The sequence below is a fragment of the Nostoc sp. JL33 genome, from assembly GCF_017114985.1.
Lineage (GTDB): Bacteria > Cyanobacteriota > Cyanobacteriia > Cyanobacteriales > Nostocaceae > Nostoc.
Genome location: NZ_JABXKP010000042.1, coordinates 45,032 through 61,168, shown reverse-complemented (window position 1 = coordinate 61,168; position 16,137 = coordinate 45,032). Strand labels below are relative to the sequence as shown.

The 16,137-nt window shown below is 39.6% G+C and carries 17 protein-coding genes; 8 read left to right on the top strand and 9 right to left on the bottom strand.

Annotation, left to right across the window (positions count from 1 at the left end):
• Positions 1 to 226: 226 nt before the first annotated feature.
• Positions 227 to 598: a zinc ribbon domain-containing protein gene (locus HWQ23_RS11370; RefSeq protein ID WP_292827915.1), complete on the bottom strand. Its 372-nt coding sequence runs from the start codon at positions 596 to 598 to the stop codon at positions 227 to 229.
• A gap of 263 nt (positions 599 to 861) precedes the next feature.
• Here HWQ23_RS11370 and HWQ23_RS11365 point away from each other — a divergent pair, with 263 nt between their 5' ends.
• Genes HWQ23_RS11365 through HWQ23_RS11350 form a run of 4 tightly spaced genes read left to right on the top strand, consistent with a single transcriptional unit; the run spans position 862 to position 3,755 of the window.
• On the top strand, positions 862 to 2,226 hold the full coding sequence (locus tag HWQ23_RS11365) for an AAA family ATPase (RefSeq protein WP_292827918.1): 1,365 nt from the start codon (positions 862 to 864) through the stop codon (positions 2,224 to 2,226).
• Positions 2,226 to 2,966 carry a ParB N-terminal domain-containing protein gene (locus tag HWQ23_RS11360; protein ID WP_292827912.1) on the top strand — a complete coding sequence of 247 codons (741 nt, stop codon included), beginning with the start codon at positions 2,226 to 2,228 and terminating at the stop codon, positions 2,964 to 2,966. The genes HWQ23_RS11365 and HWQ23_RS11360 overlap by 1 nt, the downstream gene beginning before the upstream one ends.
• Before the next feature lie 33 nt (positions 2,967 to 2,999).
• Positions 3,000 to 3,155, top strand: coding sequence for a hypothetical protein (locus HWQ23_RS11355; protein ID WP_292827909.1), 156 nt, complete (start codon positions 3,000 to 3,002; stop codon positions 3,153 to 3,155).
• Between the two features lie 9 nt (positions 3,156 to 3,164).
• The gene (locus HWQ23_RS11350; RefSeq protein WP_292827906.1) at positions 3,165 to 3,755 is read left to right on the top strand and encodes a hypothetical protein; all 591 of its coding nucleotides are present in this window, start codon (positions 3,165 to 3,167) and stop codon (positions 3,753 to 3,755) included.
• An 89-nt stretch (positions 3,756 to 3,844) separates the two neighbouring features.
• On the opposite strand, the gene HWQ23_RS11345 is transcribed toward HWQ23_RS11350, so the two are convergent.
• Together HWQ23_RS11345 and HWQ23_RS11340 are read right to left on the bottom strand one after the other, a co-directional pair.
• Positions 3,845 to 4,792 carry a glycosyltransferase family 2 protein gene (locus HWQ23_RS11345; protein WP_292827903.1) on the bottom strand — a complete coding sequence of 316 codons (948 nt, stop codon included), beginning with the start codon at positions 4,790 to 4,792 and terminating at the stop codon, positions 3,845 to 3,847.
• Positions 4,793 to 4,863: 71 nt separating this feature from the next.
• On the bottom strand, positions 4,864 to 5,064 hold the full coding sequence (locus tag HWQ23_RS11340; protein ID WP_292827900.1) for a hypothetical protein: 201 nt from the start codon (positions 5,062 to 5,064) through the stop codon (positions 4,864 to 4,866).
• Between the two features lie 369 nt (positions 5,065 to 5,433).
• Between HWQ23_RS11340 and HWQ23_RS11335 the strand changes: the two genes are divergently transcribed.
• A complete protein-coding gene (locus HWQ23_RS11335; RefSeq protein WP_292827897.1) occupies positions 5,434 to 5,868 on the top strand; it encodes a ketosteroid isomerase family protein in 435 nt (144 codons plus the stop codon).
• 191 nt (positions 5,869 to 6,059) lie between these two features.
• Here HWQ23_RS11335 and HWQ23_RS11330 read toward each other — a convergent pair whose 3' ends face one another.
• The 3 genes from HWQ23_RS11330 to HWQ23_RS11320 form a co-directional block, all read right to left on the bottom strand.
• Complete coding sequence (locus HWQ23_RS11330; protein WP_292827894.1) at positions 6,060 to 6,485, bottom strand: ATP-binding protein; 426 nt, start codon at positions 6,483 to 6,485, stop codon at positions 6,060 to 6,062.
• Positions 6,486 to 6,488: 3 nt separating this feature from the next.
• Entirely contained in the window at positions 6,489 to 8,162 is a 1,674-nt protein-coding gene (locus HWQ23_RS11325; protein ID WP_292827891.1) for a SpoIIE family protein phosphatase, read from the bottom strand.
• A gap of 164 nt (positions 8,163 to 8,326) precedes the next feature.
• The gene (locus HWQ23_RS11320) at positions 8,327 to 9,046 is read right to left on the bottom strand and encodes a response regulator transcription factor (RefSeq protein WP_292827888.1); all 720 of its coding nucleotides are present in this window, start codon (positions 9,044 to 9,046) and stop codon (positions 8,327 to 8,329) included.
• Positions 9,047 to 9,377: 331 nt separating this feature from the next.
• Between HWQ23_RS11320 and HWQ23_RS11315 the strand changes: the two genes are divergently transcribed.
• Both HWQ23_RS11315 and ftsE read left to right on the top strand, forming a co-directional pair.
• Complete coding sequence (locus tag HWQ23_RS11315; RefSeq protein ID WP_292827886.1) at positions 9,378 to 10,133, top strand: WecB/TagA/CpsF family glycosyltransferase; 756 nt, start codon at positions 9,378 to 9,380, stop codon at positions 10,131 to 10,133.
• 502 nt (positions 10,134 to 10,635) lie between these two features.
• The gene (gene ftsE / locus HWQ23_RS11310; protein ID WP_292827883.1) at positions 10,636 to 11,382 is read left to right on the top strand and encodes a cell division ATP-binding protein FtsE; all 747 of its coding nucleotides are present in this window, start codon (positions 10,636 to 10,638) and stop codon (positions 11,380 to 11,382) included.
• 189 nt (positions 11,383 to 11,571) lie between these two features.
• Here ftsE and HWQ23_RS11305 read toward each other — a convergent pair whose 3' ends face one another.
• The 3 genes from HWQ23_RS11305 to HWQ23_RS11295 form a co-directional block, all read right to left on the bottom strand.
• Positions 11,572 to 12,684 (bottom strand): acyltransferase family protein, encoded by a 1,113-nt coding sequence (locus tag HWQ23_RS11305; RefSeq protein ID WP_292827880.1) that lies wholly within the window; start codon positions 12,682 to 12,684, stop codon positions 11,572 to 11,574.
• A 394-nt stretch (positions 12,685 to 13,078) separates the two neighbouring features.
• A complete protein-coding gene (locus tag HWQ23_RS11300) occupies positions 13,079 to 13,876 on the bottom strand; it encodes an armadillo-type fold-containing protein (RefSeq protein ID WP_292827878.1) in 798 nt (265 codons plus the stop codon).
• Positions 13,877 to 14,058: 182 nt separating this feature from the next.
• Positions 14,059 to 14,643, bottom strand: coding sequence for a hypothetical protein (locus HWQ23_RS11295; RefSeq protein ID WP_292827875.1), 585 nt, complete (start codon positions 14,641 to 14,643; stop codon positions 14,059 to 14,061).
• Between the two features lie 515 nt (positions 14,644 to 15,158).
• On the opposite strand from HWQ23_RS11295, the gene HWQ23_RS11290 reads away from it, so the two are divergent.
• The gene (locus HWQ23_RS11290; protein WP_292827872.1) at positions 15,159 to 16,055 is read left to right on the top strand and encodes an alpha/beta fold hydrolase; all 897 of its coding nucleotides are present in this window, start codon (positions 15,159 to 15,161) and stop codon (positions 16,053 to 16,055) included.
• Positions 16,056 to 16,137 lie beyond the last annotated feature (82 nt).

The following is a 16,137-nucleotide window of genomic DNA, read 5'->3' as shown; positions in this document are numbered from 1 at the left end:
ATGGGGAATGGGGAATGGGGAATGGGGAATGGGGAATGGGGAATGGGGAATGGGGGGATGAGGACATTTGGGATTGTGCAATAATTAATAGTTCTTCTTCTTCTGTTCCCTCTGCTCCCTTATTTCCCCCACTCCCTACTCCCCACTCCCTACTCCCCACTCCCTACTCCCCACTCCCTACTCCCCACTCCCTACTCCCCACTCCCCACTCCCCACTAAATACAAATCAAGACCTTAATATAACGAACAACAAACAGACCAATAATAAACCTAATAGCAACAGCAAAGCTTGATTGCGTTTTACCCAACTTTTCACATTTACTGCAAAACTGTTAGTGTAACGCTGCTGTTTCAACTCTAACTTTGTCTCTTCAATATTTTGGTAGAGGGTACAGTCTTTGGCGTGGGGACGCTGGGGAAAATTGCAAGTATCATCAGCCTCATAGGTGCAAGTGTCGCACAGATATCCTTCCCCAGTGGCGCGGTGCAGTGGAATACCGGGATGACCGTAAGCTTTGAGTGTTGTCCGGCAATTGGGACAATTAATAGCTTGACTATCAACGAGTTGATGGCAGTGGGGACAAGATACAGTAGCCAAAACCTTTAGTGCAAATAGGTTAACTAAACTCTTTGATTCTAGCCATTTACAGGGATAATGGGGAAATACATACATAGCCTGTTAATTTTGAATATGGCTAACTCTCAAAATTGGTTATTAATTCAGTAAAAATACTAGTTTAATGATGATTTTTTAGATTTTCTAAGTGATTTATATCACTTAAAATAATTAAAGCTATGCCATAATCGAGCAAATATCAGGTTTTGTCCCAAGTCCAAGAATTATTTAGAGGTAGAAAAATATTGCCTTTTAATCCTGAGCTATGCCGTAACGAAAGTGAAGTTGAAAGCAAACTCATAGTGCAATATTTGCTACCGCAGCTAGGTTATACTCCTGACACCTGGCATCAAGAAGTTGCCGTTGGTAGCATCCGCTTAGATTTCTTAGCATTTGCTGCACAAGTGATTCCCTTTGTCTTAGATGCAAACTCACCGTTGAGTGTCGTCATGGAGGCAAAGCATCCCAAACAAAACTTAAATCATCATCTCCCGCGACTTAGGCATTATTTAACCAGCTTGAATGTCAGATATGGATTGCTGACTAATGGCAAAGAAATTAGAATTTATCAAAAATTGCAATATGATATTCAATTAGTATTTCAATGTTCTGGGAAGGAAGTTGAGATCAAGTTAGATAAAATTAAAGGTTTAATTGGTAGAGATAGCCTGAAAGAAGGACAGTTAGTAGATAAATCAGAAGTTCAAATAACTGAAAATAATTTAAATTTTGAAACAAAGAGGCAAAATTCAATGAAAATAATTGCGGTTTACCATAATAAAGGCGGCGTAGGTAAGACAACCACTGTAGTTAACCTGGCTGCTGCTATCAGAAAAAAGGGTAAAAGAGTTTTAGTAATTGATTTTGATAGTCAAGCTAACACTACGTTTGCCACAGGATTAGTCAAATTCGATGATGAAGAATTTGATGATATCAAGGACTCTAATCTTCTTCAAGTATTGCAATCTGAAGAACTTTATCCTATTTCAGAAGTAGCCAGAAAATCTAATTTCTGTAATCCTGAGATTGATGTTGTTCCTGCACACATCAATTTGATGAGAAATGAAACTGATTTGAATGCTCTTGATGGTAGTAGACTGATACTTATTGATAAGTTAGAATATGTAAAAGATAAATATGATGTTGTCCTTATAGATACTCCCCCATCACTCAATCTTTATGCGAGAATTGCTTTGATTACCTCAGACTATCTTATCATTCCATCGGATCTAAAACCTTTTGCCAACCAAGGATTAACAAACGTTAAAGAGTTTATCAAAGGTGTTAATACATTTAGAAAACAAATAAGAAAACCTCCTATTGAAATTTTAGGTGTCCTTGCTTGTAAGATATCTACTAACAATCAATTTGTGAAACATACTTTACCTAAAAGACTAGAAGCAATTTCAAAACGGTATAATCTTCAAGTCATGGATACAGTAATTTATGATAGAGATGATCTAGCGAAATGTGCTGAGAAATCTCTGATTATAGGAGATATGGAGATAGCAGATCCCATGTCTGTACTTGATTTTAAGCCAGATTCAATTGCCGCACAAGAATTTGAGTTACTAGCAATAGAAGTTTTACAAAAAATAGGGTTAGATTAATGAAACTATCTACTTCACTTGTTGCTGTCAAGAAAATTACCTCCAGCAAGCCTCGTTCAACTTTTGCAGATGATGAGCTAGAACAAGCTGCTCAGTTAATTTTAGAATCTGAAGGGGTTGTTAACCCTATTGTAGTCCGCAGAACAAGTTTGCAATCTTTTGAAGTAGTAGATGGAGACTTTGAATATTATGCTGCGGCTAGAGCTAGAGAAATAGATATTCGTAAAGGAGAGATGATTGGAGTATTTATAATTGAGTCGGAGAATGAGGAGACTTTAACAAAGCAAGTTGAATTTTTTAGAAAATCAAAAGCTTTTATTACCAACAATGTACCTGCTGCTTCAGATGGTATTGAATCCCGCTTAATAAATATGGAATCACGGTCTAGCAACACAGAGTCTCGCGTAACAAATCTTGAATCCCGCTTTGAAAACCGCACTATTGAATTACAGACAGAGTTTAGGCTTGAAATTAAAAATATTAATGACAGACTAAAGGAAATTGAAAACCGAATTCCAAAACCAATGGAACCATTGGAGGCACTTCATACCTTGAGTGTATCTGAGCTTACCTCTAAGTTGAGACGGGTTGGTATCAATATTAAAATAATTGAAAAAATAATCAGTGAGCGTGACAATGGGAAATTCAAATCTTTTAGTAATGTCGTAGATCGTATCAAAGGCTTAGGTGACAAAACAATGCTAAAAATTATAGACAGTTTTGCAGAAGGAACTGTCTGACTTTATTGTATAAAGTTAAAATTGGTGGTTAATATGGATAGTCTGGAATCTAAAATTGTTGAGATATTAAAACGTGGTACTCCCCTAAGGGCAGTAAAAATTGCTGATATGCTGGGAGTTGAAAAACGGGAAGTCAACCATTACTTGTATTCTTCATTGAAGAATATGGTTGTCCAAGATAGTGAGTAGAAATGGTCATTGAAGACAAATGAAATAGGTAATAATCAGCGTATCCCAACTCAACCCCGAACACCTCAAAACCAATCATCAAAACCTGTAACTCAAAATAACGTATACAGTTTTACCAAAAAAGATATTCGACAAGATACTCCGATTCAACCACCAATTCTGCCAAATCAATCCTCACAACCAGTCAAACATGAAAAACTGGAAAAATTCTCTCAACAACATTTTCAACCCAACTCTCAAACTCCATCCTCACAACCTGTAAAGCAGACTAATCCCTATGAAGTTGTCACCAGAGAACTTGCTCAATTATCTTCTGAGGAAAAGGTAAAAATTCTAGAAAATGCTTTTAGACAAGATAGATATGCAGAACTAGAAGATGAGCAGATAAATGCTCTCCAATCAATTTTAGAAGAAGCTAGGCGGGAATTGAATATAGTCAATACGGCTTATACACAAGGGAAACTAAGCTTTTGGAAGACTAACTCTTTAGCGATCGCAGTCCTATCTATAGCCTTAACTCTTGGTACATTCTTTGTGATTAATCAACTGAGATCGAATTCAACTTACCAACCTACCCCAACTATTCCACAAAATAGGTAGATTTGCCAACCCCTTTGCGGTTTTCCTCTAGGCTTTGAATTCTCCCCATTCCCTTGTAGCGAAGGGGGCTGGAGGGTTAGGTTTCATGTCTAACCCCGCACCTGTCGCAGTGCATTAAACGCCTTACTTCGCAACCCAACTGGTAACAGCGATAATCCTAAACCAGTCCAAGCTTTAGGAGTTGAAAAAGACTTTCCTGCTAAAACTAGCTCTCTGCCTTTTTGCGTTTCACCCTTTTCAATTAAACGCAAACCTAATAATAATTGCGTTTCAGCTAAACGATTTTTCCTGATTGTCTCTATTTTTCCAGACTCAAACTTATAACTTTCTAAATACCGGATTTTATCAAATAAATAAGGAATGGCTCGATTGATACCTTGCTGCTCTGCATGGTAGCGATATTCCATCAATAACTCTGGTAAATAATAACCATTTTTTCCAGCCAAAGCCAGACGCACAAATAAATCATTATCCTCACAATTTTGCAGATTTGGCTGCATATATCCTAACTCTTGCAATGTTTTACGGCGGAATAATGTTGCCCCAACTTGAAAGCTTTGTTGAATAAATACAACTTCCAATAAATTATCTACAATACCTGCTGGTAAATTCTTTCTACCCCAGCGATGAGAATTTTCTTGAGTTTTTACCTCATCCCGCACATTATCAATATCAATTATCCAATGGTCTGTACCAACAAAATCAATGCTAGAGTCTTGAGTAAGAATAGCTGCGGTACTTGCGAGAAAATCGGGTGTTAGTCGATCATCATCATCAAACTTAATAAAATACTCACCACTGGCAGCATCAAAGCCAGAGCGCATATTATTGCTTTTACCAATATTTTGCGGATGACGGATATATTTAATCCGGTGGTCTGTATACTGTGATATTAACTCAGGCGTGCGATCGCTAGAACCGTCATCACAGATAATTAGTTCAAAGTCTTCATAAGACTGCTTGAGTACACTTTCAATTGCGAAAGGCAGTAAATTAACTCGATTAAAAGTGGGGATGGAAACAGTAACTTTAGGCATTTTTGCAATATGAGAGTAGACACTGCTCACCAAATAAAGGCATGATGAGCAAGGTTGGGCAAAAGCTAAACTTAGAAAATAATTTGATTAACCTTATCCAAAAGTTTTTTTATTAATCGATTGCTTTTAGCCACTATGGTGGGTGGCTTTATTTGCTTCGGCCTTTCCTCTGGTTGCTTAAAAAAGCGATAGTATAAAAATTCATCTTTGTAAAGAATATCAACATCTTCACCTTTACACAAGCGGGTAAATCCAATAGCAGGATAGCCCATATAGTGATGGCGATGAATTGGTTTTAATCCCTGTGGGTTGTATCTATCAGAAGTAGTCTAGATAGTCAAAGCCCACGACGCTTTGCTTCGCCGCCGAATTTTCCTCAGTCTCAGATTTTCGGTGCGTTAGGACTAATGTGCATAACGCACCCTACTAGATTCAAGCCAATGTGGATAAGGTTTTCCGGCTTGTGTGTACACGGTAGCCTTTTTAAGGAGGGTTAGGACTGCCTCCTGCTAAATTCTGCTGTAAAACTTCCATCATAAGGAAGATTTAGGAATATGTGGCAATCTATCTCAATAGCAGCTTTCTTTTTACCTATTTTTGTATTGAAATTAATATTGAGTTAGGATGATACAGGCAATTTTATGACTTCTAGTGAATTTATATCGCCAGCGCAGTTGAAAGAAGAATTCCAGATTGAGGGAATTACAGAACCAAGTATACTGCGCTATTTTGAAACTTTAAATGCCGGAGAATTTGAGGCAACTGCTGCCTTCTTTGCGGTAAATGGTGTGATGCGTCCACCATTTGAATCTGATATTGTGGGGACAGATGCGATCGCAGCCTACTTAAAACAAGAAGGCCAAAACATTAAAGCTTACCCCAACACCGGAATAGCCGAGACTTTAGAAAACGGTGATATCCAAGTCCAGGTAACAGGCAAAGCACAAACTTCATGGTGTAGTGTGAATGTCTTGTGGCTATTTATCCTTAACCAACAACGGCAAATTTCCTATACCAGAATCAAACTTTTAGCTTCCCCCCAAGAGTTATACCAATTAAAAATTCAAAATTCATAAAGCCTGATTTAATCTGGGTTTCCTTGTTTTGTATCTGTCACATTCTTTGGGGAAATTGGTGTTACTTTTTTTACGTCGTCAAAAGGGCAAATAAGTATAATGGCTTAGGCAATGTTTGATTATACCCAAAACAAAAACTAGGCATCGAAAATTCGGATAAATCACATTACTTGAAAAATAGTCACTTTTGTTTATTTGGCTAATTCGGGTAAAGTAGCTTCTAACTTGAGACAGTTAGCACCATTAACCTGCAACTGATACTCGACCTTATCCATAAGACGATTCATAATCAGCCAACCATAACCACCTTCTTGTTTTTCCATAGGGTCTGGAGCGTAGTACGTAGACATATCAAAGCCTTCGCCGTAGTCCCAAACTTCTAGGGCAAGCTCCCGGTCTTTGAGTTCCAAACGCAGTAAAATTGGCAAATTTGGTTTGTCCTTGTGAGCATGACGGACTGCATTTGAGTAGGCTTCTACCAAAGCCAGTCTCAAACGACTTGATTGCCGTGACCAATCCACAGATTCTCCTAACTGGATTTTCAAACATCCCAGCAACCAGTTTTCGACAATATTAAGAAAATTCAAGTCACTTGGTACATGAAGCTCGCTTTTCATCACTTACAAAATCTCCAGTGAAAGTATAGTTTGATCATCTTCTTGAACGTGGTTATCTGCCTGGATGCGAGCTAGTAAATGGTTAAGAGAAAGCGGTTGTTGCTCTTGTTGTAAGAGTTGCCAAAGACCATCTTGATTCAGCATAGAACGGTTAGCTGGCTCAACACTATACACTGTTTTTGCTGCTAAATCAGGATCATTTGATATCATCGCCTCTGTAATTCCATCGCTGGCTAGTAACAATGTGTCTCCAGCAGCGAGAACCAAACGACCAGACTGTGCTTGCCACTTAGGCAAGATCCCCAAAGGAACGCTGCGGACTTTCAGGTAATTGGGATTGTCGGCTAAAGCACCTTGGCGTGACCATAACAGTGGATAGATATGACCGGCATTAGTGTAGACGAGTTCCTTAGTGGTAGGGGTATAACAGGCTAAGACAAGGGTGATGAAATAATTGTTGCTAATCAAGTCTTCACTGAGAGCGTGGTTGAGGTTCTGCATAACCACATTTGGCTCGGCTGGTGTTTCTTGAGATAATTCCCGACGCAAGACTGAAATAATACTAGCCATAAATAAAGCAGCTGGAACGCCCTTGCCAGAAACGTCACCCACTGCCAACCACAAGTCGCCTTTGGGATGAACAAAAACTTCAAAAAAATCGCCTCCTACTTCCCGCGCTGGGTAACAGCAGGCTTGCACTTTCACACCTTTGATGTCAGGTAAAGTTTGGCGTAGCAGGTTGTATTGAATTTGGCGAGCCACCTCCAACTCAGTGTGAATCTGCTGTTGTTTTTCTTGGAGGCGCTGGTAGAGTTTTGCTTGGGAGAGGGCTAAGGCTGCTTGTTCGGCAACACCTGCAATCAGTTGAATGTCTTCGTCTTGCCAGGGGCGATCGCGTCCCCATTGGTTGAGGACCAGCACAGCCAACATATGCTGCTGGTAGCTAAGTGGTACAACCAAGTGGTGAGAGGGATTACCGTTATATACATCTTCAGCAAGTTGATAATGACGGGTTTCTAGCACCTTTTCAATTAAAACACTGGGGTCGAAGAAGAAATCTGATACATCGGATTCAGGATCGCGGTAAAAAAACTCGTCTTGTGTGAGGCGATCGCCCTCTACTGGTCTGAGCAAGCAACTGGTAGCTTCAAATGTTTGTCCAAGAGTTGCTACAATTTTTTGCAGCATACTGTCGTAGTCTAAAGATTCCCGAATTGCTGTTGTTACCGCATTAAACAAAGATTCTCGCCGTAGGGCGCGACGCAACTCTTGCGTGCGCTTCTTAACTAGGCGATATGTATCAGTGGCTTGCTCAACTAACGCTCTGAGCCGATCCGGATTCCAGGGTTTGGTAATGTATTTAAATACTTGACCGGAGTTAATCGCATCCACCAAATCTTCGACATCAGTAAAACCAGTTAACAAAATCCGAATAGTATCTGGATAGTGCTCTACGGTGCGACTAAAAAATTCAGTGCCACTCATTTCTGGCATTCTTTGGTCAGAGATAATCACTGCCATTTCGCCAAATTTCTCCAAGTTTTCCAGAGCAGCAAAGGCATGATTGGCTTTATATACTTGAAAATCTCGCCTAAAAGTGCGGTAGAGTAGATCTAAGTTATCTGGCTCATCATCTACCACCATGAGCTTAAGTTTTTCCAACCCGATCTCAGACATATTTGACTTCAGTTTTCACATATTTGAATGGCGAGATAGCGTGATGTTTATCCCACCTGATAAATAACAGAAAATTAGAATTGCCATTAACTTTGAAAGTATAACTTTCTCAAAGTTGTGATCTCTTGTTCATCTTAAATAATTACTCCATACCAAAATTAACTTTATCCAACCAATCCAGAACGCAAGGCGCGGACTGCTGCTTGGGTACGGTCATCGGCACATAGCTTATTCAAAATATTGCGAACGTGAGTTTTAACAGTCCCAACAGTGATGTAAAGTCTTTCCGCAATTAGTGCATTACTACAACCTTCGACAATCAACTGTAACACTTCTAATTCCCTTTCTGTCAGGGTGTAAGGTTGAATTCCTTCCAGATTCTCGACATAATCAGGGTTAGAGCCAATAGTCTTGGAATCGGCTTTTGTCGATTCCAACTTTTGGGGATTTTGTTGCGCTTGTTGTAATACAATCCGAGCGATCGCCGGATCGATCCAGGCGTTGCCATTGTAAGTTACTCGCACTGCTTCCAGCAAATTATCGAATTTGATATCTTTCATGCAGTAAGAGTCTGCGCCAGCCGCAAAAGCTGCCAACACCGCTTCTTTGTTATCCCGCAGCGTCAAAATTAATACTTTTGTGACTAGCTGCTGCCCATTAGTAGTAGATTTTACCTCCCGTGTTAACTCAATGCCATCCTTATCTGGTAAACCAATATCTACAATGGCAATATCTGGTTGTACCATTTTTAACATTTTTAGTCCCTCAACAGCATTGGCAGCTTCACCTACAACTTCAATTTCATCCCTTTGCAGTAGTGCTGTCCGAATACCCACACGAGTTAGGTCATGATCTTCAATCAGAGCGATACGAATTTTACTCATAGCCAACTTCAGCCCGTTACACTACCTTAACCGTAAAGTCGAGTTTCGTGACATACTCCCACACTAACTGCAAACAGTATAGTGGGGGCTTGTGTTCTCGGAACCAGAGTTGCGTGTTGAGCGTTTTATACTGAGTGAATATTACACTTTAACAATAATAAAATTTGCACTGGTTCAGTCCAAGTACAAGCGCCCAAGACTAATTAGGTCATTATGCTTTCTATTGTTGCAGGGCAATGGGGAATCTCTCCTGCCTAAGTTCTAATCTAAAAAAATTTGATAAACTTAACATTCAAGGAAATCTGGTGTGATGGTTAATCAACAATAGGCTATGTCTAACGGCAATCAAGCATTTTCAGTGTTGGGAATACCAGTTCATGTGATGGCTAACTATCCAGGCTGGTTGTTAGAATGCCTGGACGCAGGCAAAGGAACTCATGTAGTAACGCTGAATGCAGAAATGACTATGCAGGCAGAGCGAAATCAATTATTAGCTCAGGTGATTAAAAATGCTGAACTAGTGATTCCAGATGGAGCCGGGGTTGTTCTGTATTTGCGGTGGCTGTTATGGCAAAAAGTGCAGCGTTTTCCGGGGATTGAATTAGCAGAAAAACTTTTGCAAGAACTTGGGCAACAGAAGACAGGGGCAAAGGTATTTTTCTATGGAGGGGCGCCTAGAGTGGCCTCAATTGCAGCAGATTTTTGGCAGCAGCAAATTCCAGATTTGAATATAGTAGGCACTCACTCAGGCTACCATTCCCCAGAAGAAGAAGCACAATTGCGACAAACTCTGGCTCAGTTGCAGCCACAAGTGATTTTTGTCGGTTTGGGAGTGCCACGTCAAGAGTTATGGATTGCCGAAAACCGCCATTTGTGTCCTCAAGCAATTTGGATTGGCGTTGGTGGCAGTTTTGATATTTGGTCGGGAACTAAAACTCGTGCTCCCGCCTGGTTAGGAAATAATAATTTGGAATGGTTGTATCGGCTTTATCAAGAACCTTGGCGTTGGCGGCGGATGTTGGCTTTGCCAGCGTTTGCGGTGAAAGCGTTTGTTTATCGTTTGACAACAAGGGGTGCAATTAGTTAAGAGTGGGGAGCGGGGCGTTTAGCCCGTGCTGAGTTTTGAGTGTTATTACTTATATTATTTCAGACAAAGTTTGATACATATAGATTTTTCGTAGGGGCACAGAAAAAGCTCATAAGTGTCAACTTAACATAAAACTCATGTCCCACAAGGAACTGAAGTTCCTTGGCTTTTAGCTCAAGTAATCTTCATATTACTAAATAACTTGAAAAATCTTTAGTCTACTGAAGTAGACTTTGGCTATGAGCCGCCGAAATTCATTTCTGGGCGGGCGTGGAAGCCAACTCCCTAAGCGATTTCTACTTTAAGTTGACACCAATGAGCATTGCTCTGTGCCCCTACTAAGGTATTTGTATCATTATTAAATTAAAGCCTTCAAAAAATTTTAAATTTTCTTTGTTAAATTTTAAATTCCCAGGCGAAACCTGGGAATCCTTATTTTTGAGAGGAATGTGGGATTTAATCCGGCAAACTGTTTGGTTGTGGGTATGAGGAAAATTTAACAATGCCAGTATTAACAACTCAAGTTAAGACAGATAAATCAGTTCCTACACAGGACAGTAAAACTCAACAGCACGGTAGTAATACTACTGCAAAGGTGCAATTGCAATCTGTAACCAAGACCTATACTAACGGCTGTCATGCCTTGTTGAATGCGAACCTTGAGGTAAAAAAGGGAGAATTTCTGTTTATCACAGGGCCAAGTGGTTCTGGTAAATCAACGCTCTTGAAACTGTTGTATGGCCAGGAGTTGCCTACACAGGGAGAAGTAATTGTTGATGGATGTAATGTCGCGGGTTTACGGGGCGATCGCTTGTCATTATTGCGGCGACGGATTGGCATTGTTTTTCAAGACTACAAATTGATTAGCCAACGAACAGTAGCGGAAAATGTGACTTTTGTGCTGCAAGCTCAAGGGTATACTCGTAAAGAAATTCAACGACGTTTACAACCAACCTTGAAACTGGTGGGTTTGCTGAATAAAGCTGACTGCTTTCCAGATCAACTGTCTGGGGGAGAGCAACAACGGGTGAGTATTGCCCGTGCGATCGTTGGTACACCACCCCTGCTGTTGGCAGATGAGCCTACTGGAAATCTCGATCCAGATAATTCCTGGCAAGTGATCCAGATTCTCCAGAAGTTAAATTCCTTTGGAGCTACAGTAATTGTTACCACCCACGATGAACAATTGGTGCGGCGATGCAATCATCGGGTAGTGCAAGTTCGCAATGGACGGCTGTCTCCCAAATAAGCATTTGTGATTTGTGATTTGCAAATGGCAAATCACAAATCACAAATTTTGTTTTGTTTCCCTGAATATAAATTAAGTAAGTGGATCAAATTAAATATAAAACCTCACCCTGCCTCCGGCTTCCCTCTCCTTAATAAGGAGAGGGATTGAGGGTGAGGTTTGATCTTATATTTAATTACGCCTACCTACTTATTTCAACAACAACATAGAAAGCAAATTCGAGTTATTCTGACCAAATTTGGTTTTCCTAATTATTCCAGAAATGATTTTTTTCTGTAGATAAGTGACTGCGATCGCTCCTACAGTTACCACTGAAAAGGCAATCAGAAAGTGAGTGGCAAATTTTGGTAAATATACCACCAGGGTTTGCCAATAATAAACAAAGAATATATGCCACAAATATATCCATAAAGAGGATGAACTGATAAAAATAATTCCCCTAATTAAGACATGATTATTGTTAGATAAATTATACTTAGAACAAATTCTATCTATTGCACAAAAAGCAAACAAAGACATAAAAATTCCATAGGAAACAAAGTACATTCTGGGTGGATATTTAAAATCTGAGGTAGATACAAAATGTCCTAGAGTCCGGTAATAGAAACCAGTTAATAATAAGAATATAGTCAAGAAAATTCCAGAAATAAATAATATTTTTTTGAATTTCAGTTGGAGTAAGACTATGCCCAAGCCAAATAAACATCCGTAGGGAATAAGATAAAATAAGTAATCATCGATCAATTGTATAATGATTTGACTGTGTAAGTGAAAACGACCAATTTTAAGAAATAATATTTCGTATCCCAGATATATTAAAAATAGCAAAGCTAAAAATTTATTTTCCGACTTACATAATTTGTATAACTTCAATAAAGGATTTGCAAAAATAGCAACGAGAGTAAATACACGAATAATCCAGACATATCCAATCCCTTTTAAGAAGAGAAATGTTTCAATTATTTCTGGAGACGAAAATGGATAAGGTTTAGCTAGCAAAAGAAATATCAGATAAGCCGAAATGAAGAAAAAAGTCAAAAATAACCATACCGGGGCAATCAGACGAGGCAATCTTTTTTGCAAATAATTCAAAAAAGATATATTTTTATTGTTAGCTGAATAGTAATATAATGTTCCTGATGAAATAACCATCAGAGGCACATCAAAACGTCTGATGTCAAATAAAATATTATTTTCAGGCCCTACATGGGCAAAAATAATACAAACCAGGGCGATAGTTTTTAAGATATCAAATCTAATATCTCGCTGTTTGTCTAGAGTTTTTTCTATCCTATTTATCATTGTCTACACAAAAGTAATTAATGTTTATGACTTTTTAGTAATTATGTAAAGTTGCTTCGCCAAAAGTATGGAAATTTTGCCAGACAATAAAAAATAACATTATTATCTAACATTGGAATATTTTGTAAAAATTGGGGCGTTATACCCTTGATTTTTAAGTAAAATTTGGATTTTGATGTTTAACTAATATAGGAATGCTATTTTATTTTTGAACAAGACTCAGTACACATTTATCCCTTCTTTCCTGTTTTCTGTTCCCTGTCAGGCAAGTAAATTCAGGAATCAAATTGGATTGCTATAGTTTGGCATACTGTATATTAAATAACCACATTTATTTACAGATATCTTGCCTGGTTGACCCGAAACTCGCTTTCGTACTGCTTTTGAGCCATAGTTAATAAACGTGGTGCTTGACTTTTGTAGATACGGGTACGAAAGTTGCTGCTGTTTTGGGTGGTAGCAGTTGTAGGCGATGGTCTCCGACCGACCGGAGGCGATCGCAAGCTTGTAAACTCTTAAAAGCTGCCTCTCGGATTACAACTTCCTCCTCTCGACTGAGTAGGAGTTGCAAGCATTCGATAACATCTTGCTGCACTGAACAATCAACTCGCTTACGGCTGATAAATTTAGTTAGTTGACGTAGGGCAATCAACCGTTTCAATGGATCTTTTTCTGTTAAATTGACCAACAACTGATCGAGGTGGTCTTCTTCTCGATTTCCATAGAAGTTGACAATTTGCCATACCAATAAAATTAAAGTTAACAGGGTTCCCACACCTTGCACAATAGCACCAGCAGCAATCCAGGGACTGTGAGAGTCAACCCAAATTGCAGCTGCCATGTAAGTGCTGACTGTAGCAAGACCACCACTGACGACTGCTAAGGCTAACCGACGATTTGAACTGTTTAAGAACTTACGTATCTTAGACCAGTGCAATTGCCAGTCCCACTCCTGCATTGAGTAAACCAATACCATTACCCCAACGCCGATTAAGAGAGCCAATAGCAGTTTCCAGTTCCACAACAACATGGCAACGACGATTGTCAGGAACCCAAGAAAGCCCCCAGGCCCAGAGAAGCGCTTAAATGTTTGCTGCTTTGTGGCTCCCTTGGTCTTGAATTTTGTCAGCGGCCAGTTCCATCTGGGGATCTGGTTGATCAATTGCTGCCAAGAAGACGAAGCCTGTGCCACAGTGTTTACCTACTTAATTACGAAATTACCTATTGTATTGTATAAGTTTTACTAAGGATGAAGAAAGGGTGAAGCCCAAACTACAAGATACCCGGTTTTCATGGACGGATAGTAGACTAGTACAGCACGGCGGAAATCAAGATACCATTTTAGATGGCTCAGAGCAAGGGCATAAAGGCTTTTTAAAGACAAAAACGAAAGTTATCGAGGGTGAATTGACCATCAAAAGCACAGAAGCTAACGCTGTATATGTTATTCACAGTTATAGATAATAAAGTATTGGGGGAAATTGCTGAATCTGAATTGGCAAGATTAGCGCTTGGTAGTACAGTTTGACCGAGCAGTTGCCGATCGCGATCGTAGGCGGAAAGCACTAGCCGTTGCGAACTAGTGACAAAGGCGCTAACCGAGTTAACCGGATGCAAGAAACTAGCTTCTAAAAATCCGCTTTTAGGCGCTCCCATTAAAACTGTTAGCCCTGAATAGGTTGGAAATGCTGGATTTGATGGCTGTATTGCTAGAGAATTGTGAAAAATTACTCCCCAGCGTTCATAATGGCGCTCTACTGTTTCAAAACACTTCAATTCTTCTAAGTCTAAACAAATACAAGTAGGTGCAGTCACTCTGGCAGCATCAATAGCTGGCTCAACCTGACCCCGCCAAGCTGAAGCTGTAATTTCGTTTTGTATATCAAAGTTGTCAAGCGCAAATTTAGCGTCTTCAATCCTTGGTAGTTTATTTGATTGAAGAGTAGCCTGCTTTACCATGACATCCCGCCTTACCATTACTTAGAGAATAATTAGAGTAGTTATACATAAAAAGCTATTGTTTCTACATATAGAAGTAGAATTAATAGTTTCTTAAAATGAGCCTTTTGACTCTTATTGACGCTTAAAATTATTTATGAGTTTTTTGATAGACTAGCATAAAAACTTATGTTTGATTCACGCCTTATTGATAGTCGCTACCAGGAAAAACCCTTATAAAACAGTAATTACAACCTTAAATTATTTTCTATGATCAAAAAAAAATCACCAAATCTTTACAAGGAATCCAGTAATTTTATATCTACTTAATCTGGCGGTAGCGAGAAGTCTTAGAGTGATTGGTTCGCCGATAATAACAATGAGTGGGGAGTTGGAACTAAATACGTAAGCATTCAGAGTGACTAAAGAAACGCGGGGACGCAAAGAAATTATCACATACTCTCTTTGCGTCCCCGCGCCCCAAGTCTCTTCTTCCACTTGTGCTAACTAATCACCACAGTCAACAAAAAATACTTATGTTTCAACCACTAGGATTTGAACAACGCTCCATAAATACCTCACTAGGTAGAATGGCATACTATACTGCTGCTGGGTCACCTTGGCTGGACAATCTAACCGCCAAAGATGATCGGGAAACTTTGGTGTTCCTGCATGGTTTTGGTGGTGGTTCTTCTGCTTATGAGTGGTCGAAAGTTTATCCGGCTTTTGCCGCCGAATATAGGGTGATTGCGCCAGATTTAATCGGTTGGGGTAGGTCTGAGCATCCGGCGCAAAGTTATAATATTGAGGATTATTTGACCACGATTCGGGAGTTTTTCGAGCAGACTTGTACTGGGCCAGTAAGTGCGATCGCTTCTTCTTTGACGGCAGCATTTACAATTCGAGTGGCAGCAACTCATCCTGATTTATTCAAGTCTTTAATTCTCACTACCCCCGCCGGACTTTCCGACTTTGGCGAAGACTATTCCCGTAGTTTTTTTGCCCAGTTAGTCAGCGTTCCCCTTGTTGACCGTTTACTTTACAGCACTGGAATAGCTACGAGTGGGGGTATTCGCAGCTTCCTAGAGCAACGGCAATTTGCCCAGCCTAATCGAGTCTACCAAGAAATTGTAGATGCTTATTTAGAATCGGCCCAACAGCCTAATGCTGAGTATGCAGCACTGTCTTTTGTCCGTGGCGATTTATGCTTTGATTTATCTCTTTATATTCAACAACTAACAACTCCCACCGCCATTATTTGGGGACAAAGGTCGGAATTTACAGGGCCATCAATTGGTCGCCGCCTTGCCGAAATTAATCCCCAAGCGATCCGATTTTTTCAACAGTTAGAAGATGTGGGGTTAACACCGCAGTTGGAATTACCAGCAGTGACAATTGGGTTAATTCGCAAATTTTTGCCTTTGCTTAATTAGTGGTTTGCTCAATTGTCAAAGCCTCATCTAATTTCAACCATAATTGTGTAGCTAGACTTGGGATTGTCGAGGCTTAATAAAT